Raw genomic sequence first — 23,929 nt, forward strand, 5'->3', positions numbered from 1 at the left:
GTCAGGATTGTTTAAATAGTTTTTCAATCCCTTCTCCAAATGACTACTCTTCATGATATTCTTTCCGGATATCAATAAATTTAGATAGAGTCCCACTATCTGTACTCAAAATGAAAAACAGCCATTAAACAATCTTTTATAGAAACTTCCTAAAGTAAATAGAGTTTGCTATATAGAAAAGTTAATTGGCTGTTTTTGTGTTAATTATTAACTAACAAATATTTCATTTAATTTTCCAATTGCCTGCTCATCGCCAAAAGCGAGAATATCTTGTCCGGCTTCAATTAGCGTATCTCCGTGAGGAATCATTAATTCATCATCATTGTAAATCGCAATTAAGAGAGCATTGTTTGGTAAAGAAATTTCAGAAATTTGTTTGCCGGCATATCGTGATTGATAATCAACTCGAATTCGCACGATTGAAAAATCACCTTTAGATAATTTCATTAAGGTCATAATTGATTGATAATTCATTTCATCAGCAATCATATGACCAATAATGTCAGCTTGATTGATTTTAGCATCAACTCCCATTCCAGAATTAAATAACCAGGCATTTTTAGGGTTATTAACACGAGCAATTATTCGTGGAACGTCATATTCAAATTTAGAAACCATGGCAGTAGTTAAATTGACTTCATCTAATCCAGTTACACAGACTAAGGCCTGACAAGTTCTAACGCCTGCTTTTTCAAGAACCTCAATATCTGTTCCATCGCCGATTACTAAACATTCTTCTGGTAGTCCGGCATTTTTATAGTTTTCAAGTGCTTTAGTTCTATTTTCAATAACACGGACCTCATGGTTATTTTTAAGTAGTAAACTTGTGATATAAGAACCAATTTGACCTCCACCTACTATAATTATTTTCATTTTTTTCACCTCTTAATACAAAATTTCTTTAAATTTTAATAATGATTCCTCTAGTACAGAAAAATAAATCGTATCATTATCTTTTATTTTAGTATCTTTTAAAGGCATCATTGTAATATCATGTCGTTCAATTGCGACAACTTCAAACTCACCATGAAGAGAAATTTCATCGACTGTTTTTCCTATTAAAGATAAGGATGCTTTAATTTTAATAATTTTTATTTCACTGTCTTCACCAATTTTTTTAACTACTTGAAGCCGATTACTGTCAAAATAATCTAAGATCCTTTCAACACCCAAATCAGTAATTGAAATTGTATGAATTCCCATTGAACGAAAAATCCGTGCCTTTGATTTATCATACATTCTGGCGATTACATTATTAACATGGTAAATATTATGAGCAATATTACTAACAACAGCATTAATAGCATCACTGCTTGAACAACTGATCAAAGCATCAGCAACTTTGATTCCGGCACTTTCTAGAACATCTTTATCGTACCCCATTCCCAATACTGTCCGTCCGGTAAAATTACCACCAAGATTATTAAAAGCCTCTTCACGATTGTCAATTATAGTGACATCATGATTTTGATTATTTAAATAATTTGCTAATCGGGTACCAAATTTTCCACACCCAACGATTATAATTTTCATAGGTTTCCATCCTCCTATTTGTCTTTATTTCTTAATATTTTCTTTCTTAATTCCTCAATTCCAAAAACAATAAAAGGAATTGGCAAAGCATATAGCCATTCTATTAACCCAATTGGCGCAGTATTGAAGATACCATTTAAAAAAGGAATATAGACTACGGCTAATAAAATAACAAACTCTACAACTAATCCTAAATTAATATAATGATTGGAGAAGATTCCGCGTTTAAATACTGATTCTTTTTCAGTTCGGTTGTTCATGACCATTCCCATCTGTGAAAAAACAACCCCAACTAGCATCATCGTCGTTGCTTCGTTATAGAGCGCAGTTCCTTCTGGAGCCAATGGATTATGAGGCCAACCATTCAAATAGTTTACAAGGAAATATCCTCCTAAGGCAAATAGCGTTATAATCAAGCCATACCAAATAAAACCTACTAAAATTACTTTTTTATTAAGTAATCTTTCATCGATTCGACGAGGTGGCTGATTCATAATATTATCTTCAGGATGTTCTGCCCCTAAACCAAGCGCAGGAATCATATCAGTTCCAATATCAATAGTTAAAATTTGCATGATTGTAAGGGGCATTGGGACTAAACCGCCACTAAGCAAATATAGAGCAGGGGCAGCAGCTTCTGGGGTGTTGCTATCAAAAATATAACGTAAGAATTTACGAATATTATTATAAACAGCACGACCTTCTTCGATTGCACGAACAATTGAGGCAAAATTATCATCTGTTAAAATCATGTCAGCAGCCTCTTTAGCAACATCGGTACCAGTTATTCCCATAGCAACACCAATATCCGCTTTTTTTAGAGCCGGAGAGTCATTAACACCATCACCAGTTACAGCTACAATATTTCCCATTTCTTGTAAAGCACAAACAATACGATATTTTTGATCTGGTGCCATTCGAGCAAAGACCACTTCGCCTTCTAAAACGTTTTTAAGTTCTTGATCATTCATTTTGCTTAATTCTGTTCCAGAAACTATTCGAGCGGTATCGCTTTTAATAATCCCAATTTTGCGAGCAATACTTTCTGCTGTTAAACCATAATCTCCGGTAATCATAACGATTTTAATTCCGGCACTATGGCATAATTCCACAGCTTCTTTGACTTCACTTCGTGGAGGGTCCTGCATTGCAATCAAGCCTAAAAAAGTTAGATCTTGTTCAATTAATTCAGGTGTATATTCGCGAATTGAACTAGGAAGTTTTTTATCATTATGAGCAATAGTACGATAGGCTACTGCTAAAACTCGCAACCCTTCACGAGCATACATATCGTTTGCTTTCATAATATTGATGCGGTCTTCTTCACTGATTGGACAGGCTTTACTGCCTTTAAAACAACGATTACATAATTCCATAACTTCTTTTGGAGACCCTTTTACAAATGCAATTCTCTGATTGCCTTCAAAAGAGTCTTTTAATTGATGGATCGTTGTCATTCGCTTCCGTCGAGATTCAAAAGGTAATTCTAAAATTCGTGGATATTGACTATTCAATTTATCAAGATCAATTTCAGCTTTTTTAGCTACAACTTCTAAACATGCTTCAGTAGGGTCACCTAAAACTGTATAACGTGGATTAACACTCTTATTTTGTGGTGGTACTAACTTAGCGTTTGAACAAAGTACCGCACCACTTAATAATAGTCTTAAAACATTACTTTTCTTTGCGGTAATTTCTTGTTCATCAACATAGATTTTTCCATTTGGAACATATCCTTCGCCGCTGACATCCATTTGACTATCAAGAGTCCAAAGATGATTAACCGTCATTTCATTTTGAGTTAAAGTACCAGTTTTATCAGAACAGATAACATTTGTACATCCTAAAGTTTCTACGGCTGATAGTTTCTTTACTAAAGCGTTATCTTTAGCCATTCGTTGAACAGATAAAGCAAGTGATAACGTAACAGCGGGTAAAAGACCTTCAGGAATAAAAGCAACAATCATTCCTAAAGAAAAAATAAATGACTCCAATAAGGGATCCTTAATTACAAATACAGCAATCAGCATAAACACGATTCCAACACTTAATGCAATAATTGCAATTTGTTTAGTTAGAACATTAAGTTCTTTTTGTAATGGAGATAAGCTTTTTTCAGTATTTTGAGTTAAATTAGCAATTTTCCCAAATTCACTATCCATTCCAGTTGCAACAACAACACAGTGGCAAGTACCAGAAGCAACAGTAGTACCGGTAAAGATCATATTTTCAGCTTCTAAGTATGAAACTTTTTCTTGCAGTGCCTCATAATTCTTTCTAATTGGATTACTTTCACCTGTCAAAGTTGATTGATCTACTTGGAAATCACTACAACGTAAGATTCTAGCATCCCCACAAATTCGGTCACCTTCTTCTAAAATCATTATATCACCAGGAACAATGTCCTCAGCAAATATTTTTACTTCTTTACCATCACGTACTACTCGGGCATAAGATGGCATCATCTTTTGCAACGCACTAGTTGCTTTTTCTGCTTTAAATTCTTGGAAGAAAGAAAAGAAGCCATTAATTAGATTGACACAGAAAATCGATATTCCTAATTCGACTGTTCCAGAAAGGATAGCTAGTAATCCTCCACCCCATAATAGTAATGCCATTAGACTAGTAAAATTAGAAATTAGTTTTTTAAACATTGAACTTTGTTTCTTTTTGGAAATCTCATTCTTACCATACTTTTTGAGACGATGTGATACCTGTTCTTCAGATAAACCGTCCATACTACTTTCCATTAAGGTATAGGCCTCAACCGGGGTCACATACATTATTTGATAATTATTCAATTCATTATCTTCATTAATATTCATACGACAATTCTCCTAATACTCATTCCCTAAAATTAAAAACCAAAAAATATATTTATAACGATACCCGTTATCCCTCCTCAAGGCCTGTCAAAATAAAAAAGACAGATTCTTTCTTGAATCTGTCTAAATCGTAATTTACTTAACTATCAAAATAGTTCTTTTAATCGTAAGCTTACATCGAATAAATAAAGCATTTTGCTTTATGACAGACTCCACCACTTATTCGATGCCAAAATAATAGCATAGGCAATAATAGGAGTCAACGAAACTAATCAAACGTAACCAAATCATAACAATTGTATTTTATACTCTTATCCATTAACATATTTATCCATATTTAATAGTTAATTTTAGGTATTTTTGATTAAATCTAACGATATTTACTTACTATACTGTTAATTGTAGTAAAGATAACAATTCTTTCTACAATAAATTACTCTTCATGATATCCTTTCCCTGATATCTAAATAAAAACAGATAGCTTTCCCTCTATCTGTATTACTTGAAACAAGCAGCTTTCCCTCTGCTTGTTTTTTTGTGATATTAGTATAAAAATGATTACTTTGTCAAAAATTAGGTTGTAAAATCAACTTGATTATTTTATTACGTTTCTCTACAAAAACATGGTATTTTTCTTAAAAAATTTATGTTTTATCGAAATTTGTATGTTAAAATATGTGGAAAAAGGAATATAGTAATAAAAAAATATCGATTTTATCATAGTTTTTTCTTTGCAGCTAGTGCCTTGGAGTTTAGATATTTGACAAATGTAATTGATTTTGTTAATATACAGCGGAGGTGAGATTTATGTACTTTGATACTCATTGTCACTTGAATAGTGATGAATTATATGAAGATCACGATGTGTTTGTTCAAAAAGCCCTAGATAACAATGTTACCAATATGGTTGTCGTAGGCTATGACTTAAAGTCGTCTCAAATTGCAATCGAATTAGCTAAACAATATGAGTTCGTATATGCTGCAGTTGGTATCGGACCAAACGATTGCTTAAACACAACAAAAGATCAAATGAACATCATCGACAAGTACTTAGAAGAACCTTGCGTAGTAGCACTCGGAGAAATTGGTCTCGATTATTATTGGGACAGTGTTCCTAAGGAAAAGCAGATGGAAGTATTTCAATGGCAGATGGACTTAGCTAAGAAGCACCAAAAGCCAGTTGTAATTCATTGTCGCGACGCCTATGAGGACACTTACGAAGTACTAAAACGGAATGGACATCCTGGAGTGATGCATTGTTATAGTGGCTCTGTTGAAATGGCAGAAAGATTTGTAAAACTTGGTTATTACATTTCTTTAGCGGGTCCGGTGACATTTAAGAATGCAAGAGTTCCAAAAGATGTGGCAGCAACTATTAACTTAGAGAATTTATTAATTGAAACTGACTGTCCTTATTTAACACCTCATCCATTTAGGGGAAAGTTAAATGAGCCTGCAAATGTTGTGTATATTGCCCAGGAAATAGCTAAGCTAAAGAACATGGAGATAGAAAACGTTGCAAGTGCGACAACGTTTAATGCCAAAAAACTTTTTGGTATTAAATAGGAGGAAAATTAATGAAAAAAATTAAAGAGGCTATTATTAATGCAGACCCCAGAATGAAAGGGTTACTTGTAGTAATGATTGCCTATATTGGAATTGTAGCGACAACATTAAATGCTGGAGCAACAAACCAAATTGATAACTACGTGGAAACAATTGATGTAAAAGTTCAAGATGGAAATCAAGACCAAAAGGACTATTTAATTAGACAAGCGTCAGTATCAAGTGTTCTTGATGATTTAAAAATCAGTGTAAATCCTCAAGATATTTTAAATTTAGATTTAAATTATATTGTAAATAAAGGTGATTTAATACAAATCACTCGAGTTAATCAAGCGGATATAGACGAGATGATTACAGTAGAATCAAATACGGTAAATACAACTGGATTAGAGTTATTTACTACGAAAGTTGCGCAACAAGGGCAAAACGGGCAAGTGAAAAACACTTACCGCGTAACTTATGAAAATGGTAACGAAGTAGGAAGAGAATTAATTGGTAGTCAGGTGGTATCACAAGCTACTGATACAATAATTGAAACAGGTGCAGTCCAAGAAGGAGCATTCTTTACTGGAAGACTGACTACTTATGGAGGCGACTGTGCTGGAGGAAATGGAACTTCATCAACCGGCATTAAATTAAGTCCGATTTCTGGAGTACAAGGATCAAACAGTCCTAAATTAACATATAATGGACGTTCATATTATTGCTTAGCTGCAGATCCTTCAATTCCTTTTGGAACAATTATTGAAATTACTAATCATAATTTAAGTATTGAATCAACTGCATATGGGATTGTTGTAGATCGTGGTGGTGCAATTAAAGGTAACAAGATTGATATCTTTAATGGGACTGAAGCTGGTAAATATTTTACTGGTGGAACATCAAAGAATACCCAATTTAAAATTATCTCAGTAGGAAGTGGAAAAAACTTCTGGAAATAAACTAGTCAAATTAATGACTAGTTTTTTTGTTAGGTGATACATGAACAAAAAATTATTGATATGTGTTTAGAATGATTAGATTTTATTGATTGTGAAGTAAAGCGTATTTTGCTTTTAGTAGATGAGAAAAGTTTAAAAGAGCGATTAACAAATGATATTGAAAAAGGGGTTCGCCTTGTTGATGTGGCTGTAAGAAGTATTGTGAGAATCCCTTTGTATCAAGTATTAAATAAATACGACAAATCATTAATTTAATCAATACATAAAGAAATACCGGTTTATTAAACCATAAATAAGATTAAAATCGTCATAATAAAAATACTAATAATAATACTTAAAGAGTTGATTGCTGAAGGAACTGGGGAACGACTTCCTAAACGATTTGAGAAAACTGGGGCAACAGCTGATATTGGCGAACATAAGCATAAAATAATCATTTTTTTAACAGTTAAATCAATTGGTAAAATAAAATATACAAATAAGGATAACCCCAAAGTAACTGCATAGCGGTTTAAAAGTATTTTTTTAATCAGTCTGATTTGTGATAAATCTAATTTTATTTCCAATAAAATTCCAATCATTAACATTGCTAAAAAAGCATTAGCATTACCAGCAATACTAGTAACTGTTAAAATTTGTGTAGGAATTGCAATATGAAATAAAGATAAGAAAAACAAAATGATGTAAGTGCAAAAAGGAATTGATGAAAATAATTTTTTAGCAACAGTTTTAAAGCTTTGTTTTTCTTCATTAGCTACAACTGTACTAGCAGCACTATAAGTACCTCCTAAACACATTAAAGCATTGCCGGTATCAAAAAGACAAACATAACCAATCAAGTTAGATGGAAAGAAACTTTGAACAAATGGTAAAGTAAAAGTTCCGATATTATAGCCAGATGAGTTGATCATCGATAGAGCTCTGGTCATGGGTGATTCTTTTTTTTGAATCAAGTAACCAGAAAGGTTAGTAATAACATTGCCTAAGAAGCCACAAGCAAGGGCTACTAATAGGATGGGGGTAATCTCAAGGTTATTAATTGATGAAAGTAATGAGCATGGAAGCGTTATATTCATAATGATTGTTGATAAAAAACTTCCGTGTTCACGGGTACAGACCCCTTTTGTCTTTAGTGCAAATCCTAACATAATAATTAAAATAAAGCCACCGGCCTTAATTAAAATATCAATCATACAATTCAACTCCTTTATTGGCTTTATCATAGCATTTACGACAAAATAATTTAAAATATTTTCAATTAGTGAAATAAGTTTTTAGTGTAACCATACAATTAGGTATTCATCACATATTTATTCGGTATTTTCTCGTTAAAATATCTTAAAAATAGAAAGGGATTTAAAAATGGAAAAAATTAAGAATTGGTTTTATAAACCAGCGTTTACGCTAATTTGTTATGCAATAGCTTTATTGATAATCTGTTATTTTGGGTATACTGTAAATATATCTTATCAATCTGTAGTCTCATATGTTGAAGCAGGAAGTATCTCGTGGGGCGCAAACTTTGGTGAGATCGTTGCTTATTTTATGTCAAATACATTTAGTTATTTCTTTTACGCAATGACATTTGTTTTCTTTGGTAAGGTAATTAGTATTATTAAACCTAGAGCCCCAAAGCAAGAGATTGTTGAAGAAATAAATGATAATGTTGATGATGAATTGATTGAAGCTTAAAGAAAAAAGCACTTCGGGATTTGAATGACCAAATCTGGGAGTGCTTTATTAATTCTTAAATAAGCTGACTGATTGTTTTAAATATTCTGGTGTAGATGACTAAATTAAAAATAATTTAAGAAACTGATGAAACGAGATAATTATTAAAATAGTGTTTTAAAGTAGGAATATCCTTATAATCATAATTTAATAGAGAGTTACTTTTATCAAGTGATGTATAACAAGAATCAATTTTAAGCTTTGAGTCAGTGAGTTTTTTTAATAATAAAGCATTCAGTTGTTCTTGACGAGTAGATGAATTAAAAATATCGTAGATTTCATCGAGTATAAGACCAAGACGCTTATGAAACTTAATTTGATTCATGATTAAAACTTCTTTATCCGTATAGATTCGATTTTACCATTTTTTAAAGCAGGTGATAAAATACCAGTATTATAATATTGCAGTTCTCGGTCATTGTTTTTATTGTATAGAACGTTTAGTGATCTCCTAGATTATAAATAATGATTAATAAGAAATGAATCAAAAAGCCTATTGTTGCTAAATGAGTCAAAGATTAATTAGCCGATATTTTTCTTTACTACAATGTAAAGTGTAAGGTTGACAAGTACCAGTTAAATGCAAATGAAGAGAATCTGTGTGTGAGTTATAATCAAAATTTATTTGGCTAGCAGCAATGAAATTTTCAATTATTTACTGCTAGCTTTGATAGTTGTTTAATTTATTTTCTAACAGCTATTTTTTTAATACAAAATATCTCTAATAATTGTTGGAGAATAGAATAATCAGATTAACGATAAAAACAGGTGTATTTGATTAAATTAACATTATTATCATTAATCACTTTTCTACTATGAATATCATAGGATATCTTTATCAAACCTTGGTGTCGTAGTAATATATTGCTTTTTGTCGTATGCCAAATCATGCAAACACCATTAAGTTGATACACAGCTTCCTCCTTAGATGAAATTAGTTAGGATGAGAAGTTTTGTTAAATTTAATATTTTTAGCTAATTTAATAAAAAAATGATTATCATTACGCTGATCGTAATGAGTAAGATATAAGCTTAAAATGAAACTACCAATTACAGCTACCAGCATATCGGTAATACTATCGTGAATGCCTGTTGAGTAATGATTAATTGCATCATAGTTAAAAAAGAACAATAGAGCATATTCATAAAATTCCCAAAATAAGGCAATCATCGCATTAAGGGCATTAATGAAAATAAACATCAAAAATTTTCTTTTTTCATTAGGTAAAAAGTGTTTATAAAAGATATAAGCTATCTCACAAAAAATAATTCCACTGAAAAAATGGGTGAACTTATCAAAATATGGAAGATGATAACCCCCTAAACAACTCCCCCACAAACTTGCAAAATAGACAAAAATGATATTGATAATATAAAATTCTTGAGGAACTTCTATTTTTAACAATTTCATTAATAAAGGCATAATGAATGGGGTAAGACAAGCAACGATTGTCATACTAAAATATTTTCCTCCCCAGTTAAGATAAAAAGCGTAAACTAGAGAAATAAGATAGATTAAAATACAGCTTTTATAAATAAAATTAGTTTTTTTATTTTTCATAATTATTCGACTCCTTATTATAGTATACCATAATTACTAAATTTATTTCCTGATGCCCAGAGCTAAATGGTTATTATGCATAAATTAGATGGGGTGAGTTTATGCATATATTTTCAGCAGTTCTCTATGCTGTATCCGCGAATATCGATGCTCTAAGCATCGGAATAGCTTATGGGATCAAAAAAACACATATTAATCATCAAAAAAATTTTATGATTGCATTTATTACAATGATCGGTACTTATGGTGCAATGCGCTTTGGACATTTTTTAACTAATTATATTTCTTTATCATTGGCAGACTTTTTAGGAAGCAGTCTGTTACTATTAATAGGAATCTATACTGTTGTTAAGTCATTGAAAGAGTGTGATGAAATCATTGTTACTAATCATTTATCAGCAGTAAAAAATATTTCTTTAAAAGAAACTTTAGTCTTATCATTGGTTTTAACCATTAATAATGTAGCTTTAGGAATTGGTGCAAGTATTACTGGAATGCCGGAGTTGATTACTTCTTTAACAACCTTTGTTTGTAGTTATGTTTTTATTGGAACTGGTCAAAAATTTAAGCGATTAAATTTTAAGGGAAAATACGCTGATATAATCTCAGGAATTATTTTAATTATCCTTGGTTTGTATGAATTGACAATCTAATGATTATTGTTTTAAAAATAGGAAATTTGTAGTACAATAGATTAGGATTAAGGAGGGAAATATAATGTACGATATTATAGTAGTCGGTGGTGGGCACGCAGGAATTGAGGCAGCGTTGGCACCAGCGAGAATGAATCAGAAAACAGTTTTAGTTACTTCTAACTTTGATAATGTTGGAAGCCTTCCTTGTAATACATCAATCGGGGGACCAGCTAAAGGAATTATTGTCCGGGAAATAGATGCATTAGGAGGACAAATGCCTAAAACTGCTGATAAAACCTACTTACAAATGAAAATGTTAAACACCGCTAAAGGTCCAGGGGTTCAATCTTTACGGGCTCAAGCTGATAAAAAAGTATATCCTCGATATATGCAAGAAGTATTAAAAAAACAGGAGAATCTTGATATCATTGAGGGAATGGTAGAGGATTTGATTGTTGAAGATAATTGTGTAAAAGGAGTTATTTTGGATAATGGCCAAACTATTGAAGGAAGGATGGTTATCTTAACAACTGGTACATATCTAAAAGCAGAGATTTTATGTGGTGATCAAAAGCATGCAAGTGGTCCTGATCAGCAGAAAGAATCAAAATATTTATCAGAAAAATTAGCTAATTTAGGGATGCGGATTCAACGGCTTAAGACGGGAACACCACCTCGAGTAGAGATTAATAGTGTTGATTACTCAAAGACAAGTTTACAGCCAGGAACTGATGCTAATTTGGCATTTAGTTATCAAACTAATGAGTTTATTCCTATTGAAGAACAAACACCATGTTATCTGACTTACACTAATGAAAAAACTCATCAGATTATTCGTGATAATCTACATCGTTCAAGTATGTACAGTGGTATTGTGAAAGGAATTGGACCACGCTATTGCCCATCGATTGAAGATAAGATTGTTAAATTTTCGGATAAACCACAACATCAAATCTTCTTGGAACCTGAATCAGCAGAGATGGATACGATTTATGTGCAAGGTTTTTCAACTTCATTACCACATGATGTTCAAGAAGAAATGATTCGGACTATCCCAGGATTAGAAAATTGTAAGATTTTAAAGTATGCTTATGCAATTGAGTATGATGCTATAGATCCACTACAATTATGGCCATCATTGGAAACAAAAATAATTAAAAATCTATTTACTGCTGGTCAAATTAATGGAACAAGTGGATATGAAGAAGCGGCAGGTCAAGGTTTGATTGCAGGAATTAATGCAACTTTAAAAAATCAAGGAAAAGAGCCATTGATTTTAAAACGCGATGAGGCTTATATTGGGGTAATGATTGATGATTTAGTGACTAAAGGAACTGATGAGCCATACCGAATGTTGACAAGTAGAGCTGAGTACCGTTTATTGATTCGTCATGATAATGCAGATGAAAGACTAATGAAGTATGGACATGATGTGGGATTAGTAAGTGATCAAATATACCAGGCTTATCTTGATAAAATGTCAGAAATTTTTGCAGAAATTGATCGTTTGGATACGATTCGTTTTACTCCTAAACATGAGATCAATGATGCTTTGGAGCATTTTGGTTCAGCACGTTTAACGGAAGGCATTAGTGCTAAAGAATTAATCAAAAGGCCAGAATTAACATATGAAAAAATCTTACCATATGTTGAAGCTCCAAAACTAAGTGAAGAACAACGTAAACGGGTGACTATTTTAATTAAATATAAGGGATATATTGATAAGGCTCGACGTCAGGCTGACAAGCAAGTCAAAATGGAAGAAAAGAAAATTCCGGCAGATATTGATTATGAAGATATTAGCAATTTAGCATTAGAAGCAAAGCAAAAGTTATCAAAAATTCGGCCACTAACGATTGGACAGGCATCACGTATTTCCGGAATCAATCCTGCGGATATATCCGTTTTATTAATCTATTTAAAACAGAAATATAATGAGGAATAGACATGAATGAATTAGAATTCATTAAACAATTAGAAACTAAAGGAATTACTTTAACCCCCCAACAAGTCAATCAATTTAAACAATATTTTAAGATATTGGTTGAATGGAATGAAAAAATGAATTTAACAGCAATTACTGATGAAGAAGGGGTTTATTTAAAACATTTTTATGATTCATTAACGATTGCTTTTGATTTTGATTTTACTGATCAAAATATTGTTGATGTGGGTGCTGGGGCAGGATTTCCTAGTGTACCATTAAAAATTGTATATCCTGAGTTAAAAATTACTATAGTTGATTCACTAACAAAAAGAATCACATTCTTAAATCATTTATTTAAAGAGTTAAATTTAAGTAATTGTCAAGCTATTAGCGCAAGAGCAGAAGATTATGCTAAAGATCATCGCCAAAAATGTGATATTGTTATGGCGCGCGCAGTAGCCCGTTTAAATATTCTTGATGAGCTGTGCTTACCTTTAGTGAAAGTAGGAGGATACTTTTTAGCCCTTAAAGGGTTAAAGGCTACGGAAGAATTAGAGGAAGCTGGTAAGGGCATTGTTTTGTTAGGTGGTCAAGTGGAAAAATCAATTGATTTTACTTTAACAAATGATAATCATCGAAGTAATATCATTATAAAAAAGGTAAGGGATACTCCAGCCAAATATCCACGAATGTTTGGAAAAATAAAAAAACAACCCCTATAGGAGAAGTTATGTTAGAGAAAGTATATAAACAAATTGATATTGAAAAAATTTCAGCGAATGAAAATCAACCAAGAACTGTTTTTGATGATGAAAAGATTGAGGAATTAGCAGCTTCAATCAAAGAGAATGGTTTGATCCAGCCGATTATTGTACGTAAATATAATCGTGGATATCAAATTGTTGCAGGAGAACGTCGTTATCGAGCAAGTAAGTTAGCAGGATTAAAAACAGTGCCTTGCGTTATTAAAGATATTGATGATAAACAAGTTGATACATTAGCGATCATTGAAAATATTCAGCGTGAAAACTTATCACCGATCGAGGAAGCCAATGCATATAAAACATTGATTGATACATATGATATGAATCAAACCGAATTAGCTAATAAAGTAGGGAAAAAACAGTCGACGATTGCTAATAAATTACGGTTATTAAAGTTATCAGATGATGTTAAACATGCTTTAAAATCAAAACAGATTACAGAGCGCCATGCCCGTGCAATGATTGGCTTGGAAGCTGATAAACAGCAAACGGTATTGCAAGAAGTCTTAAAAAAATCATTAAATGTAAAACAAACAGAGTCTTTGATTAGTAAACCAGTTAAAACAAAACCTAAAAATAAAAAAGGTCCAACTAAAGTATCTCGTAATTTTAAAATCGCAATCAATACAATCAATCAAGCTACAGAATTGATTCAAAAATCGGGAATTGAAGTTATTAGTGAAACTGAAGAAGCTGACGATGAATATATTATTACATTAAGGGTAAAAAAATAATGAAGATAAATGATTTAATATTAGCGATGATTGATTTTTATCAAGGGCACCCTAAACAAATTCAGCATTTGATTAAAGTCCACAGCTTTGCTAGAGTAATCGGAATTGATGAGGGGTTATCTACACAAGAACAAGAAAGATTGGAAGTTGCCGCAATTGTTCATGATATTGGAATTAAACCTGCTTGGGAAAAATATAATAGTTCTAATGGTAAGTATCAAGAAGAGTTAGGACCGGCAGAAGCGATTAAGCTGCTAAATCGTTTAAATTATGATGAAGCTTTAATAGAACGAGTTGCTTATCTTGTTGGTCATCATCATACTTATAGTGAAATAGATGGTTTAGATTATCAAATTTTGGTTGAAGCAGATTTTTTAGTTAATCTTTTTGAAAGCGAAAGTGAAGAAATGGCGATTAACAGTGCTTATCAAAAAATCTTTAAAACAAATATGGGAAAAAGAATTTGTAGGACAATGTTTATGAAGGGCTAGTAATAGTCCTTATTTTATAGATGGAGGATTATTATGATTCGAGTATATACAGCTCCAGGAAGTCAGTCATGTCGAAAAGTTATTGCCTGGTTAAAAGAGCATAATTTGAGTTTTATTGAAAAAAATATTTTTTCGTCTGATTTGCATGCTAATGAATTACGTGAAATTTTAGAGCGCTGTGAAAACGGAACAGATGATATTCTTTCTAAAAATAGTAAAATAATTAAATCAAATAAAATTGATTTTGATAATATGAAAATGGATGAATTAATCGCCTTCATTAAAGCCAATCCTTCAATTTTAAAAAGACCAATTCTAATGGATGAGCATCGTTTTCAAGTTGGATACAATGAAGAAGAAATAAGAACATTCATTCCTCGTCATCAAAGAGGATAGTTAGTCTAGATATTAAAATCTAGACTTTTTACTTTATGTAAAAAGAGCATGGTTATAATTTTTTTAAATATTTATAGAAACTGATTAAGGGAGATAATAAGAGGATTTTTGAAGAAATTAATTTGAAAGTATTATAATTTAGTAAAAAAGTAGTATAATTAATAGTTGATAAATGAAAATAAGTCTATAGGTATTATGAAGGATAATATTAAGAATTGAGGGTTATTTAAGGAGGCAGTCATGTTAATTCGTAGAGCAGAAAATAGAGATATTACTCAGATCAATAATTTGTTGAAACAAGTTTGTCTTGTGCATCATAAGGGAAGACCGGATTTATTTAAAAAAGGGGCAAGAAAATATAGTGATGATCAGCTTATGCAAATAATCAAAGATGATAATAGACCAATCTTCGTTGCAGTTGATAATAATGAAGTTGTTTTAGGCTATGTATTTTGTATTTTTGAACAATATTTAGATAGCAATATTTTAACAGATGTAAAAACATTATATATTGATGATCTATGTGTTGATGAAAATTCAAGAGGGCAACATATAGGTAAGCAGCTTTATGAATATTCCAAAGATTTTGCCCAAAAGAGCGGATGTTATAATTTAACACTCAATGTTTGGAGCTGTAATGCATCAGCGATGAAATTTTATGAATCATGTGGACTTAAACCACAGAAAGTTCATATGGAAACAATTTTTGATAAATCGTAATATGATAATTAGTAGTTTTTAAGAAAATGACATTAATTAAGAATAAAACATCCTCCTAATAAGGGGATGTTTTATTCTTAAAGAGATAACTTACAATATAGGAAGATTAATGATTCTTTAGAGCCTGCTTATATTTTTTTCCAATAGGAATGATAGTTTCATCAGATAACGTAATATTATCAGTATCTATTTTTTTAATCCGGTCATGATTAATGACATATGATCGATGTACTTGGATAAAACCCAAGGGTTCAAGTTTTTGTAAAGCCACTGATATTTTTTCTCTAACCTTAACCGTTGAATTTAATGTGTGAATTAAAAGATAATGAGCATATGATTCAACATAAGTAATATTTTTTACATTCATTCTAACTGTTTGATAACCACATTGAAATTCAAGCATTACCCCTAGGCCTTTATTGAGGTACTCAATCCGGTTGATTAATTCATCAAGATCGGCATTAATATTGGCACTTCGAATAAAGGCAAGTGGGTTAAATTCTAAAAGCTCAAACATAAATAAACCACTGTCAATTAGACAAACAATATTAGCGTTTGAAATACTTTTAATATTTTTAATGTTTTCAATGTCTTCAAGGTTTTTTACTTCTTTAATAAATAATGATAGATCATTACCCGTAAATGAATCTAAATAAGTTATTTGCTCTAAATGTGCATTAAGTTTTCGCTTTATTGTGTTGATATATTGATGAGAACATTCTAAAATAACTTTCATTTTTTATTACGTCCTTTTTCAATCGTATTAACATATTGATAAAAATCATTCTTATTCATCTTCAATGCTTTTCTAAGCATTAATTTATCAACAATTTCTACACCATTTGTTTCTAAAATCTTAAATGCAGATTCATAATCTCCTTTTTCCATTTGATCAATAGTACTTGGTAAAAATGCTAGAGTAGTTCCATCTTTCATTAGGAAAGTTATTTTAATTTGATAACCTTGTTGAGCATACATCATTAAAAATGGTACATATGATAAATTAACTTGTTCAATGTCCTTTGTTTTTAAAGTAATATCAGGGACTGCTTGTTTACCTGTAAGAATTCTAATAACTTCAGCAAATTGTTGGAAATATCCCTTAGTGTGGAAGTAGCGGACTTCATTATGATTGAATTCAATTATTTCACTAGAGCCGATGATTGGGGTTAAGAATAGCAAAACCGCAATAAAGATAAATATCATGATTAGAATATTAAGCTGATTATTTAGATGAAGATATTTAGAAATTAATCCATTATAGCCAACTACCGCAATAATTCCAAAAAATACTAAACCTAAATAGTTAAGGAACACTCCTTTTTTCGTCATTTTTTCACCAATTAAAATTTTGTCTTTCATTTTTAATTCCTCCTTACATCTATCATTATATGAATAATCATAAGATAGAAAATGAGTATGGCACGAATGTATTTTTTTATGGCATTAATGTTTTTAAGAAAAAAAGTGAGAGTATTATTTGATACGCTCACTTTTTGACGATTGTTTTAAGTTAATCATATTTACAACACTACGAATCATCGCACCAGTAGCTCCGGTTCCATCATTGTCAGCACTACCGGCGATATCAAGATGTAACCATTGTGTTCCTTCTTCGATAAAAGCTTCTAAAAAGTTCGCTGCAACACTAGCTCCGCCTCCAGGTTTACCAGCTGAGTTTTTGAAATCAGCACTAGTTGATTTTAATTTTTCAAAATATTCAGAATCAAGCGGAAGGCGCCAACCTTTTTCATCACTAATCTGTAACGCTTGGACAAATTCATCATAGTATTCATCACAATTACTGAAAACACCGGTATATACATCACCAAGTGCTGAAACACAAGCGCCGGTAAGGGTTGCAAGATCAATGATTTTCTTCACTCCAAGTTGTTGGACATATGTAATAGCATCACATAAAATTAATCGTCCCTCTGCATCAGTGCTAACGATTTCGACTGTTTTTTTAGAGAGGGTTGTAATAACATCTTGAGGTTTGTAAGCTTTGTCACTAACAAGATTTTCTGTTGTTGGAATGATTCCATAGACATTTGCTTTGGCCTGACTAGCTGCTAAGATTTGCATTACTCCTAAAACATCAGCACCACCACACATATCATATTTCATACCATAACTGTCACTTTTAAGATTATAACCACCGGAATCAAATGTTAAGCCTTTACCAATTACAGCAGTATAAGGATCGTCACTATTATTATATTTTAAACAAATCATATAAGCAGGAATATTGCTGCCTTGATTAACTGATAAAATTCCTCCAGCTTCCATTTTTTCTAAATTACTTTTATTTAAGATTGTGCATTCTAGTTGTGGATATTTTTGACTAAGCTTTATCGCTTCATCAACCAGGGTATCAGGTGTCATTAAATTTGATGGTGTATCGCTAAGCATCCGCGCATAATTAATTCCCTCACCATAAACTTTCCCTAATTGGATATCATTTTCAAGTTCAGCCTGGCTAAATATTATATCAAATTCATGAATTACTTTTGGCTCATGACCAATTTTATGTTCTTGATATGAATTTTGTAAATAACTTTCGATAAAAGCTCTTGTAATTGTATGAATATCAAGATGATCAGTGTTTATCCCTTCAAGATAAATAGTAGCATGTTCATCTAATTTAATTAAAGCAGCAATATCTCTTATTTGTTTGCTTGTTATTTTTTTTGAAGAACCTAAACCAATAAATGTAATTGTTTCAAATTTATATTTTCCTAAAGTATGAATTACAGTTAGTTCTTTAAACTTCTTATTAACAAGTTTATCAAGATTGTAATCTAGAACTTTATTTAATTGTGGATCAATTAGTTGATCTTCATAGATTGGATAAATTAAATTATTTTCTAAAGTTTCAATATTTATATTTTTTATTTGTTTCATGTATGTTACCTCCGTACTTATAAGATTATCATTTTTTCTTAATAAATGAAAGGTAAACTGCTTGTTTCTTGGTATCATTAAAATAATTACTAAAAGTTCTTTGTCAATATTTCCGCCTAAGTGGAAATATCCTGTCTTTAGATACAAATGAAGGTTTTGTATGATAAAAGCAGGAGTTGATAATATGATAAATAATACCGAGCAGGAAACAATATCAATCATACAATTAACCCAGCAAAGCAGTCTAGCTTATCAAAAGGTCTTAGCATATGTCAAAGATCAAAACTTTGTCAAGGCTAATGAATACTTAATTAAGGGTAACGAAACATTACTTGAAGCAAGTAAGATTCATGCTGGATGTTTAACAGTTTCAAGTGATTTAGATTTATTATTAGTGCATGCCGAAGATATGTTAATTTCAGTTCAGTTATATAAATCACTGATTAAAGAATTTATCGATATTTATAAGAAAATATAATTTTCCTACAATAACAGGAAATTAACAGACTTCTAGTTTTATTAGGGTATTATATAATGATATTGTAAATATGAAAGGGGATAGTTTTAATGCAAAAATTAATGGACAAGATGGAGAATGTTTTAGCACCATTAGCAACAAAGATAGGGAGTAATAAAATTTTAAAAGCAATATCAACAGCTTTTAATTTAATAATGCCACTAATTATTTTAGGAGCAATATTTACTCTGCTGAGTACTTTATCACTAGATGCATATCAACAATTTTTAGCTGACTCGGGGGTCGGAACAGTTTTAAGTTTAGTGGGTAAATTTACAACTGATATGTTAGCAGTATATGTATCTTTTACTGCTGCGTATGCCTTTATAAGAAATGAAGGCATGAATACAGATGCCATACCTGCCGGTTTGTTGTCAATTTTAGCTTTCTTTATTATGACACCACTAGCAAATATTGTCGTTGAAGAAACAACTACAAGTTATATTGCTTTTGACTATTTAGGTTCAAAGGGATTATTTACGGCCTTGATCGTAGGAATCTTAGTTGGCTATATTTATACGTTTGTTGTTAAACGTGGCTGGATCATCAAAATGCCCGAGGGTGTACCACCAACAGTTGCCAAATCGTTTAATGCATTAATTCCTGGCTTTGTTATAACGACAGTATTTCTAATCATTAACGGAGCTTTTGCTTCATTAACAGGGGTAACGTTTAGTGAATGGTTCTATGGTATTATTGCGACTCCATTATCAGCATTATCAGGTAGCCTAATTACTTATATGGTCTTAACTTTGTTAGCGTCTGTTTTTTGGTTCTTTGGTATTCATGGTGGTCAAGTAACGATACCATTCTCAATGATGCTATTTATGCAGGCTGGAGTTGAAAATCAAGCAGCCTTTGCATCAGGGGCACCAATGCAAAATATTATTACTGTTGGGTTGTTATATTTCTTAATGTTAGGTGGTATTGGTAATACGCTTGGATTATCTATTGATATGTTACTTGCTAAAAGTAATCGCTATAAAACGTTAGGACGGTTAGCAATTTTACCATCTTGTTGTAGTATCAATGAACCAATAGTTTTTGGATTACCGCTGATTTTAAATCCAATTATGGCTTTACCATATTTCTTAGTACCACAAATTAATATTTTAATTACTTATTTTGCAATGAAGAGTGGTCTGGTTTCATTACCAAGAATTGCAATGGGAGCGACAGGAACACCGGTATTATTAGATGGCTGGTTAATTTGCGGAGTATCAGGAATTATTTTAGAAATTGTTTTAATTATTGTATCTGCAATTTTATATTATCCATTTTTTAAAACACAAGATAACATCGCTCTTAAAGAAGAAGCACAGATCAAGGAATAAAATTAGGCTGGATTTCCAGCCTCTTTATCATACTTTATGATAAAATATAAACGGAGGTGCGGATGATGGATAAGAATCAAAAGATGATAATTTTGGAACTAATGAATCATGAAACTGTCAGTGGTTCAAATTTATCAAGCGTAATTAAAATGAGTACTCGTTCGGTTCGCACTATTATTAAGAATATTAATGAAGATATCTGCGGTGCTAAAATAGAATCAGGAAGTTTTGGTTATCGTTTAACAATTGAAACACCAGAAACTTTTTTAGCATATCTACAAAGAGATCAAAATGGTAAAGAGGAATCACGATTAGCTTATTTGTTTAATCGATTTATTGATTGTAATAATTATCTTAAAATCGATGATCTATGTGATGAACTTTATTTATCTCGAACACAATTAAAACAAAGTTTAAAAGAATTAAGAGAATATTTACATGATTTTGATCTTACAATTGCAACTAAAGCATATTATGGTATGTACTTAGAAGGTGATGAAATTAATAAACGACGTGCAATTGCTCATTTCGAAGAGTATCAAATGGACTTTGATATTCTTCAGCGAATTAGAGATATTGTAATTTCATCTATTGCAAATGCTGATTATGTAATTAGTGATGATGTATTAGATAACCTAGTTGCGCATTTATATATTGCTTATTATCGGGTCATGAAAAAAGAATATGCTAATATTGATTCTGAATGGCTTGAGGAAATTAAAGAAGAGAAAGAATATTCATTAGGTTGTGCAATTATGGAGTTGATGAATAAAATAATGGCAATGGAGTATCGAATTGAAGAGGTTGCCTATCTAACTATGCATCTTTGTGGTAAAAACAGTAAACAACTTTCTAATAATTATATAAATCAAGAAATCTTAGATATTGTAAAAGAAATGTTAATGATAATTGAAAAAGTTGCTAATATTCCATTTCAAGCAGATTTAAATCTCCAATTAGCATTATCTTTGCATTTGATTCCATTAGTAAAACGGATTCAGTACGGTACCTTTATGCATAATCCATTAAAGGATGAGATTAAAAGTAAGCTGATTATGGCTTATGAATTAGCGGTTAAAGCTTGTGTTGTAATCAATCAACGTTTTAACTGTACTTTATCAGAAGATGAAATAGCTTATTTTGCTTTACATATTAATTTGTCTCTAGAACAAAAAAAGTATAATTTTCATCGTAATAATATTTTGGTCGTTTGTTCTAGCGGGGTGGGGAGCGCGCGTCTATTAGAATATTTCTTTAAAGAAAATTTCAATGATTATATTGAACATCTTGAAGTATGCTCATTGCATGAGCTGGAAAACATTAGTTTAACTAAGTTTGATTGTATCTTTACGACAGTTCCTTTAGCAATTAAAGTAAATATTCCAATCTTTTTAATTAATAATCTTATTAATCAAAGGGATACAATTAAAATAACAAATAATTTAAAGCAGTTAAATCAGGCTAATATACTAGATTATTTTCCAGAACAGCTCTTTTTTACATATGAATCATTTAGTTCCAAAGAAGAGGCAATTCATGAAATAATTAATGAGTGCAAAAAAAGTTATGATCTACCTGCAGATTTTGAACAGTATGTGCTTCAAAGAGAGGCGTTGGCAACAACTGAATTCAATGATTTAATTGCTTTTCCGCATTCTAATAAACCGGTTTCTAATGCTACTTTTGTAGCTGTTACGATTTTAAAGAAACCATTATTATGGAAGAAACATAAAATTAGAATAATTTTATTATCTGCAATTGAAAATAAAGCAATTAAAGAATTAGATGACTTTTATAAAATAATTTCCAATATTATTAGCGATAGTACAATTCAGTGGAATTTAATCAATAATCCTAATTATCAGTATTTTAAAGAAATCATTGAAAGGTTAGAGAGGCTATGAAAAAAATTCTTTTGGTTTGTGGTGGTGGGATGTCGACTAGTCTTTTGGTAAAAAAAATGGAAGCAGCAGACATTTATAACGAATATCAAATTAAATGTAGTGATGTTGTCAGTGGCCAAGTTTTGCTGGTAGATTATGATATTATTTTATTGGCTCCACATATTGCATATTTACAAAATGAATTTGTGCCGCTCTGTCAAAAAGTTAATATTCCATTAATGCTGATTGATAGTTATGATTATACTAAGATGGCAGGTAAAATTGTGTTAGATAAAGCAATTATGTTATTAAATGAGTTTACTAAAGAACATCCGTTTAAAGTTTTATTATTACATAGTGTTGCTGGAGCAATGTCTGATTTGATTGTTCTAGATATGAAGAAAAAAGTAATTGGTGATGAAAAGGATTGGCAGATTGAATCGCTAACTACAGAGCAGTTTGAGGATAAAAATTATGACATTATTTTATTGGAGCCTCAAATTCGTTATGAAGAAGTAAATCTTGAGCGACGTTTAAAAGAGAATCTGACAATTATAACAGTTCCGCCTATTAGTTTATATGCTTCGTTTGACGGACGAAAAGTATTGGATTATATCAAACGAGTTTATAATCAGGAAATAGATAAAAAAAGAAAAAAAGTAAAGGAGAGTATTGAGAAATATGAAATTAATAATGAGAGCTGATGACCTCGGGTTTAGCGAGGGCGTAAATTATGGTATTTATAAAAGTGTAGTAGATGGTGTAATCACTAGTGTTGGAATGATGCCTAATATGGCAAGTGCTAAGCATGGGTATGAGTTGGTTAAAGATTTAGATATCGCATTAGGACAGCACAGTAATATTTGTGTTGGAAAACCGTTGAGTGATCCTAAATTGATTCCGTCGTTAGTCCAGAAAAATGGTAATTTTTGTTCCAGTAAAGAGATTCGGGCTCGTCAAGTAGATACGATCAATGTTGCTGAATGTGAAATTGAGCTGGAAGCTCAATTAGCGAAGTTTCGAGCAATCACAGGTAGAGACCCAGATTATTTTGAAGGTCATGCAGTATTTTCTAATAATTTCTTTATTGCTTTAAAAAATGTTGCTCAAAGAAATAATTTATTCTTTGAAAATCCTAGCTTGGATAAAGAGTGGGAAAAAGAATTTGGAATTACTGGATTAGGATTTATGAGCCTAGATGAACATGGATTGTATGATCCTCGTACATATATGGAAGAGCATTTAGATATTATTAAAAATAATCCTTGTGCAGTAGCTATTTTCCATCCTGGGTTTTTAGATCAGTATATTTTGGAACATTCGTCTTTTACTCTTATTAGACCTATGGAATGTGATTTTCTTTGTTCCGATTGGTTAAGTGAATGGTTAAATAAAAATAAGATAGAATTAGTAAATTTTAAAAATTATAAGTAAAAGTAGGTAATTTAAGATCTTCCTGCCCATTGG

At 31.3% G+C, this 23,929-nt stretch carries 24 protein-coding genes; 15 read left to right on the forward strand and 9 right to left on the reverse strand.

Annotated elements, in window-relative coordinates; all coding sequences use genetic code 11:
* Window positions 1–207: 207 nt before the first annotated feature.
* From EYR00_RS01050 to EYR00_RS01060, 3 genes are read right to left on the reverse strand one after another with little or no spacing between them, the layout of a single operon-like run.
* On the reverse strand, window positions 208–873 hold the full coding sequence (locus tag EYR00_RS01050) for a potassium channel family protein (protein WP_003535145.1): 666 nt from the start codon (window positions 871–873) through the stop codon (window positions 208–210).
* 12 nt (window positions 874–885) lie between these two features.
* A complete protein-coding gene (locus EYR00_RS01055; RefSeq protein WP_003535143.1) occupies window positions 886–1,533 on the reverse strand; it encodes a potassium channel family protein in 648 nt (215 codons plus the stop codon).
* Window positions 1,534–1,547: 14 nt separating this feature from the next.
* Window positions 1,548–4,358: a cation-translocating P-type ATPase gene (locus EYR00_RS01060; protein WP_003535141.1), complete on the reverse strand. Its 2,811-nt coding sequence runs from the start codon at window positions 4,356–4,358 to the stop codon at window positions 1,548–1,550.
* Between the two features lie 807 nt (window positions 4,359–5,165).
* Here EYR00_RS01060 and EYR00_RS01065 point away from each other — a divergent pair.
* Window positions 5,166–5,924, forward strand: coding sequence for a TatD family hydrolase (locus tag EYR00_RS01065; RefSeq protein WP_003535140.1), 759 nt, complete (start codon window positions 5,166–5,168; stop codon window positions 5,922–5,924).
* 11 nt (window positions 5,925–5,935) lie between these two features.
* Window positions 5,936–6,865 (forward strand): G5 domain-containing protein, encoded by a 930-nt coding sequence (locus EYR00_RS01070; RefSeq protein ID WP_003535138.1) that lies wholly within the window; start codon window positions 5,936–5,938, stop codon window positions 6,863–6,865.
* A gap of 281 nt (window positions 6,866–7,146) precedes the next feature.
* Here the strand turns inward: EYR00_RS01070 and EYR00_RS01075 are convergent, their stop codons facing one another.
* A complete protein-coding gene (locus EYR00_RS01075; protein WP_003535135.1) occupies window positions 7,147–8,058 on the reverse strand; it encodes an AEC family transporter in 912 nt (303 codons plus the stop codon).
* 169 nt (window positions 8,059–8,227) lie between these two features.
* Between EYR00_RS01075 and EYR00_RS01080 the strand changes: the two genes are divergently transcribed.
* Entirely contained in the window at window positions 8,228–8,557 is a 330-nt protein-coding gene (locus tag EYR00_RS01080; protein ID WP_003535133.1) for a hypothetical protein, read from the forward strand.
* Between the two features lie 115 nt (window positions 8,558–8,672).
* On the opposite strand, the gene EYR00_RS01085 is transcribed toward EYR00_RS01080, so the two are convergent.
* Both EYR00_RS01085 and EYR00_RS01090 read right to left on the reverse strand, forming a co-directional pair.
* Window positions 8,673–8,921: a hypothetical protein gene (locus EYR00_RS01085; RefSeq protein WP_003535132.1), complete on the reverse strand. Its 249-nt coding sequence runs from the start codon at window positions 8,919–8,921 to the stop codon at window positions 8,673–8,675.
* A gap of 609 nt (window positions 8,922–9,530) precedes the next feature.
* A complete protein-coding gene (locus EYR00_RS01090; RefSeq protein WP_003535130.1) occupies window positions 9,531–10,157 on the reverse strand; it encodes a DUF2238 domain-containing protein in 627 nt (208 codons plus the stop codon).
* Window positions 10,158–10,258: 101 nt separating this feature from the next.
* On the opposite strand from EYR00_RS01090, the gene EYR00_RS01095 reads away from it, so the two are divergent.
* The 7 genes from EYR00_RS01095 to EYR00_RS01125 all read left to right on the forward strand — a co-directional run bounded on the left by EYR00_RS01095 (window position 10,259) and on the right by EYR00_RS01125 (window position 15,824).
* Complete coding sequence (locus EYR00_RS01095; RefSeq protein WP_003535128.1) at window positions 10,259–10,810, forward strand: manganese efflux pump; 552 nt, start codon at window positions 10,259–10,261, stop codon at window positions 10,808–10,810.
* A gap of 64 nt (window positions 10,811–10,874) precedes the next feature.
* On the forward strand, window positions 10,875–12,737 hold the full coding sequence (gene mnmG, locus EYR00_RS01100) for a tRNA uridine-5-carboxymethylaminomethyl(34) synthesis enzyme MnmG (protein WP_003535126.1): 1,863 nt from the start codon (window positions 10,875–10,877) through the stop codon (window positions 12,735–12,737).
* 2 nt (window positions 12,738–12,739) lie between these two features.
* On the forward strand, window positions 12,740–13,441 hold the full coding sequence (gene rsmG / locus EYR00_RS01105; protein ID WP_003535124.1) for a 16S rRNA (guanine(527)-N(7))-methyltransferase RsmG: 702 nt from the start codon (window positions 12,740–12,742) through the stop codon (window positions 13,439–13,441).
* An 8-nt stretch (window positions 13,442–13,449) separates the two neighbouring features.
* Complete coding sequence (gene noc / locus EYR00_RS01110) at window positions 13,450–14,217, forward strand: nucleoid occlusion protein (RefSeq protein WP_003535123.1); 768 nt, start codon at window positions 13,450–13,452, stop codon at window positions 14,215–14,217.
* Entirely contained in the window at window positions 14,217–14,708 is a 492-nt protein-coding gene (locus EYR00_RS01115) for an HD domain-containing protein (protein ID WP_003535122.1), read from the forward strand. Before noc ends, EYR00_RS01115 begins: the two co-directional genes overlap by 1 nt.
* 33 nt (window positions 14,709–14,741) lie before the next feature.
* Window positions 14,742–15,104 (forward strand): transcriptional regulator Spx, encoded by a 363-nt coding sequence (gene spx, locus EYR00_RS01120; protein WP_003535121.1) that lies wholly within the window; start codon window positions 14,742–14,744, stop codon window positions 15,102–15,104.
* A 240-nt stretch (window positions 15,105–15,344) separates the two neighbouring features.
* A complete protein-coding gene (locus EYR00_RS01125) occupies window positions 15,345–15,824 on the forward strand; it encodes a GNAT family N-acetyltransferase (protein ID WP_003535119.1) in 480 nt (159 codons plus the stop codon).
* 106 nt (window positions 15,825–15,930) lie between these two features.
* Here the strand turns inward: EYR00_RS01125 and EYR00_RS01130 are convergent, their stop codons facing one another.
* The 3 genes from EYR00_RS01130 to EYR00_RS01140 all read right to left on the reverse strand — a co-directional run bounded on the left by EYR00_RS01130 (window position 15,931) and on the right by EYR00_RS01140 (window position 18,728).
* Window positions 15,931–16,560 (reverse strand): LytR/AlgR family response regulator transcription factor, encoded by a 630-nt coding sequence (locus EYR00_RS01130; protein ID WP_003535117.1) that lies wholly within the window; start codon window positions 16,558–16,560, stop codon window positions 15,931–15,933.
* Entirely contained in the window at window positions 16,557–17,186 is a 630-nt protein-coding gene (locus EYR00_RS01135; RefSeq protein WP_003535116.1) for a hypothetical protein, read from the reverse strand. The genes EYR00_RS01130 and EYR00_RS01135 overlap by 4 nt, the downstream gene beginning before the upstream one ends.
* A 114-nt stretch (window positions 17,187–17,300) precedes the next feature.
* Entirely contained in the window at window positions 17,301–18,728 is a 1,428-nt protein-coding gene (locus EYR00_RS01140) for a leucyl aminopeptidase family protein (protein ID WP_022008112.1), read from the reverse strand.
* Between the two features lie 160 nt (window positions 18,729–18,888).
* Between EYR00_RS01140 and EYR00_RS01145 the strand changes: the two genes are divergently transcribed.
* The 5 genes from EYR00_RS01145 (at window position 18,889) to EYR00_RS01165 (ending at window position 23,896) form a co-directional block, all read left to right on the forward strand.
* Window positions 18,889–19,206 (forward strand): PTS lactose/cellobiose transporter subunit IIA, encoded by a 318-nt coding sequence (locus EYR00_RS01145; RefSeq protein ID WP_003535114.1) that lies wholly within the window; start codon window positions 18,889–18,891, stop codon window positions 19,204–19,206.
* Between the two features lie 89 nt (window positions 19,207–19,295).
* Complete coding sequence (locus EYR00_RS01150; protein WP_003535113.1) at window positions 19,296–20,579, forward strand: PTS sugar transporter subunit IIC; 1,284 nt, start codon at window positions 19,296–19,298, stop codon at window positions 20,577–20,579.
* Window positions 20,580–20,644: 65 nt separating this feature from the next.
* Window positions 20,645–22,483, forward strand: coding sequence for a BglG family transcription antiterminator (locus EYR00_RS01155; protein WP_008792418.1), 1,839 nt, complete (start codon window positions 20,645–20,647; stop codon window positions 22,481–22,483).
* Window positions 22,480–23,166, forward strand: coding sequence for a hypothetical protein (locus EYR00_RS01160; protein ID WP_003535110.1), 687 nt, complete (start codon window positions 22,480–22,482; stop codon window positions 23,164–23,166). The genes EYR00_RS01155 and EYR00_RS01160 overlap by 4 nt, the downstream gene beginning before the upstream one ends.
* A complete protein-coding gene (locus tag EYR00_RS01165) occupies window positions 23,144–23,896 on the forward strand; it encodes a ChbG/HpnK family deacetylase (RefSeq protein ID WP_003535107.1) in 753 nt (250 codons plus the stop codon). The genes EYR00_RS01160 and EYR00_RS01165 overlap by 23 nt, the downstream gene beginning before the upstream one ends.
* Window positions 23,897–23,929: the final 33 nt, after the last annotated feature.

The organism is Thomasclavelia ramosa DSM 1402, from assembly GCF_014131695.1.
GTDB classification, from domain to species: domain Bacteria; phylum Bacillota_I; class Bacilli_A; order Erysipelotrichales; family Coprobacillaceae; genus Thomasclavelia; species Thomasclavelia ramosa.

Coding starts and splice junctions, on each gene's coding strand:
- EYR00_RS01050 (WP_003535145.1), bottom strand. CDS start 873: ATGAAAATAATTATAGTAGGTGGAGGTCAAATTGGTTCTTATATCACA.
- EYR00_RS01055 (WP_003535143.1), bottom strand. CDS start 1,533: ATGAAAATTATAATCGTTGGGTGTGGAAAATTTGGTACCCGATTAGCA.
- EYR00_RS01060 (WP_003535141.1), bottom strand. CDS start 4,358: ATGAATATTAATGAAGATAATGAATTGAATAATTATCAAATAATGTAT.
- EYR00_RS01065 (WP_003535140.1), top strand. CDS start 5,166: ATGTACTTTGATACTCATTGTCACTTGAATAGTGATGAATTATATGAA.
- EYR00_RS01070 (WP_003535138.1), top strand. CDS start 5,936: ATGAAAAAAATTAAAGAGGCTATTATTAATGCAGACCCCAGAATGAAA.
- EYR00_RS01075 (WP_003535135.1), bottom strand. CDS start 8,058: ATGATTGATATTTTAATTAAGGCCGGTGGCTTTATTTTAATTATTATG.
- EYR00_RS01080 (WP_003535133.1), top strand. CDS start 8,228: ATGGAAAAAATTAAGAATTGGTTTTATAAACCAGCGTTTACGCTAATT.
- EYR00_RS01085 (WP_003535132.1), bottom strand. CDS start 8,921: ATGAATCAAATTAAGTTTCATAAGCGTCTTGGTCTTATACTCGATGAA.
- EYR00_RS01090 (WP_003535130.1), bottom strand. CDS start 10,157: ATGAAAAATAAAAAAACTAATTTTATTTATAAAAGCTGTATTTTAATC.
- EYR00_RS01095 (WP_003535128.1), top strand. CDS start 10,259: ATGCATATATTTTCAGCAGTTCTCTATGCTGTATCCGCGAATATCGAT.
- mnmG (WP_003535126.1), top strand. CDS start 10,875: ATGTACGATATTATAGTAGTCGGTGGTGGGCACGCAGGAATTGAGGCA.
- rsmG (WP_003535124.1), top strand. CDS start 12,740: ATGAATGAATTAGAATTCATTAAACAATTAGAAACTAAAGGAATTACT.
- noc (WP_003535123.1), top strand. CDS start 13,450: ATGTTAGAGAAAGTATATAAACAAATTGATATTGAAAAAATTTCAGCG.
- EYR00_RS01115 (WP_003535122.1), top strand. CDS start 14,217: ATGAAGATAAATGATTTAATATTAGCGATGATTGATTTTTATCAAGGG.
- spx (WP_003535121.1), top strand. CDS start 14,742: ATGATTCGAGTATATACAGCTCCAGGAAGTCAGTCATGTCGAAAAGTT.
- EYR00_RS01125 (WP_003535119.1), top strand. CDS start 15,345: ATGTTAATTCGTAGAGCAGAAAATAGAGATATTACTCAGATCAATAAT.
- EYR00_RS01130 (WP_003535117.1), bottom strand. CDS start 16,560: ATGAAAGTTATTTTAGAATGTTCTCATCAATATATCAACACAATAAAG.
- EYR00_RS01135 (WP_003535116.1), bottom strand. CDS start 17,186: ATGAAAGACAAAATTTTAATTGGTGAAAAAATGACGAAAAAAGGAGTG.
- EYR00_RS01140 (WP_022008112.1), bottom strand. CDS start 18,728: ATGAAACAAATAAAAAATATAAATATTGAAACTTTAGAAAATAATTTA.
- EYR00_RS01145 (WP_003535114.1), top strand. CDS start 18,889: ATGATAAAAGCAGGAGTTGATAATATGATAAATAATACCGAGCAGGAA.
- EYR00_RS01150 (WP_003535113.1), top strand. CDS start 19,296: ATGCAAAAATTAATGGACAAGATGGAGAATGTTTTAGCACCATTAGCA.
- EYR00_RS01155 (WP_008792418.1), top strand. CDS start 20,645: ATGGATAAGAATCAAAAGATGATAATTTTGGAACTAATGAATCATGAA.
- EYR00_RS01160 (WP_003535110.1), top strand. CDS start 22,480: ATGAAAAAAATTCTTTTGGTTTGTGGTGGTGGGATGTCGACTAGTCTT.
- EYR00_RS01165 (WP_003535107.1), top strand. CDS start 23,144: ATGAAATTAATAATGAGAGCTGATGACCTCGGGTTTAGCGAGGGCGTA.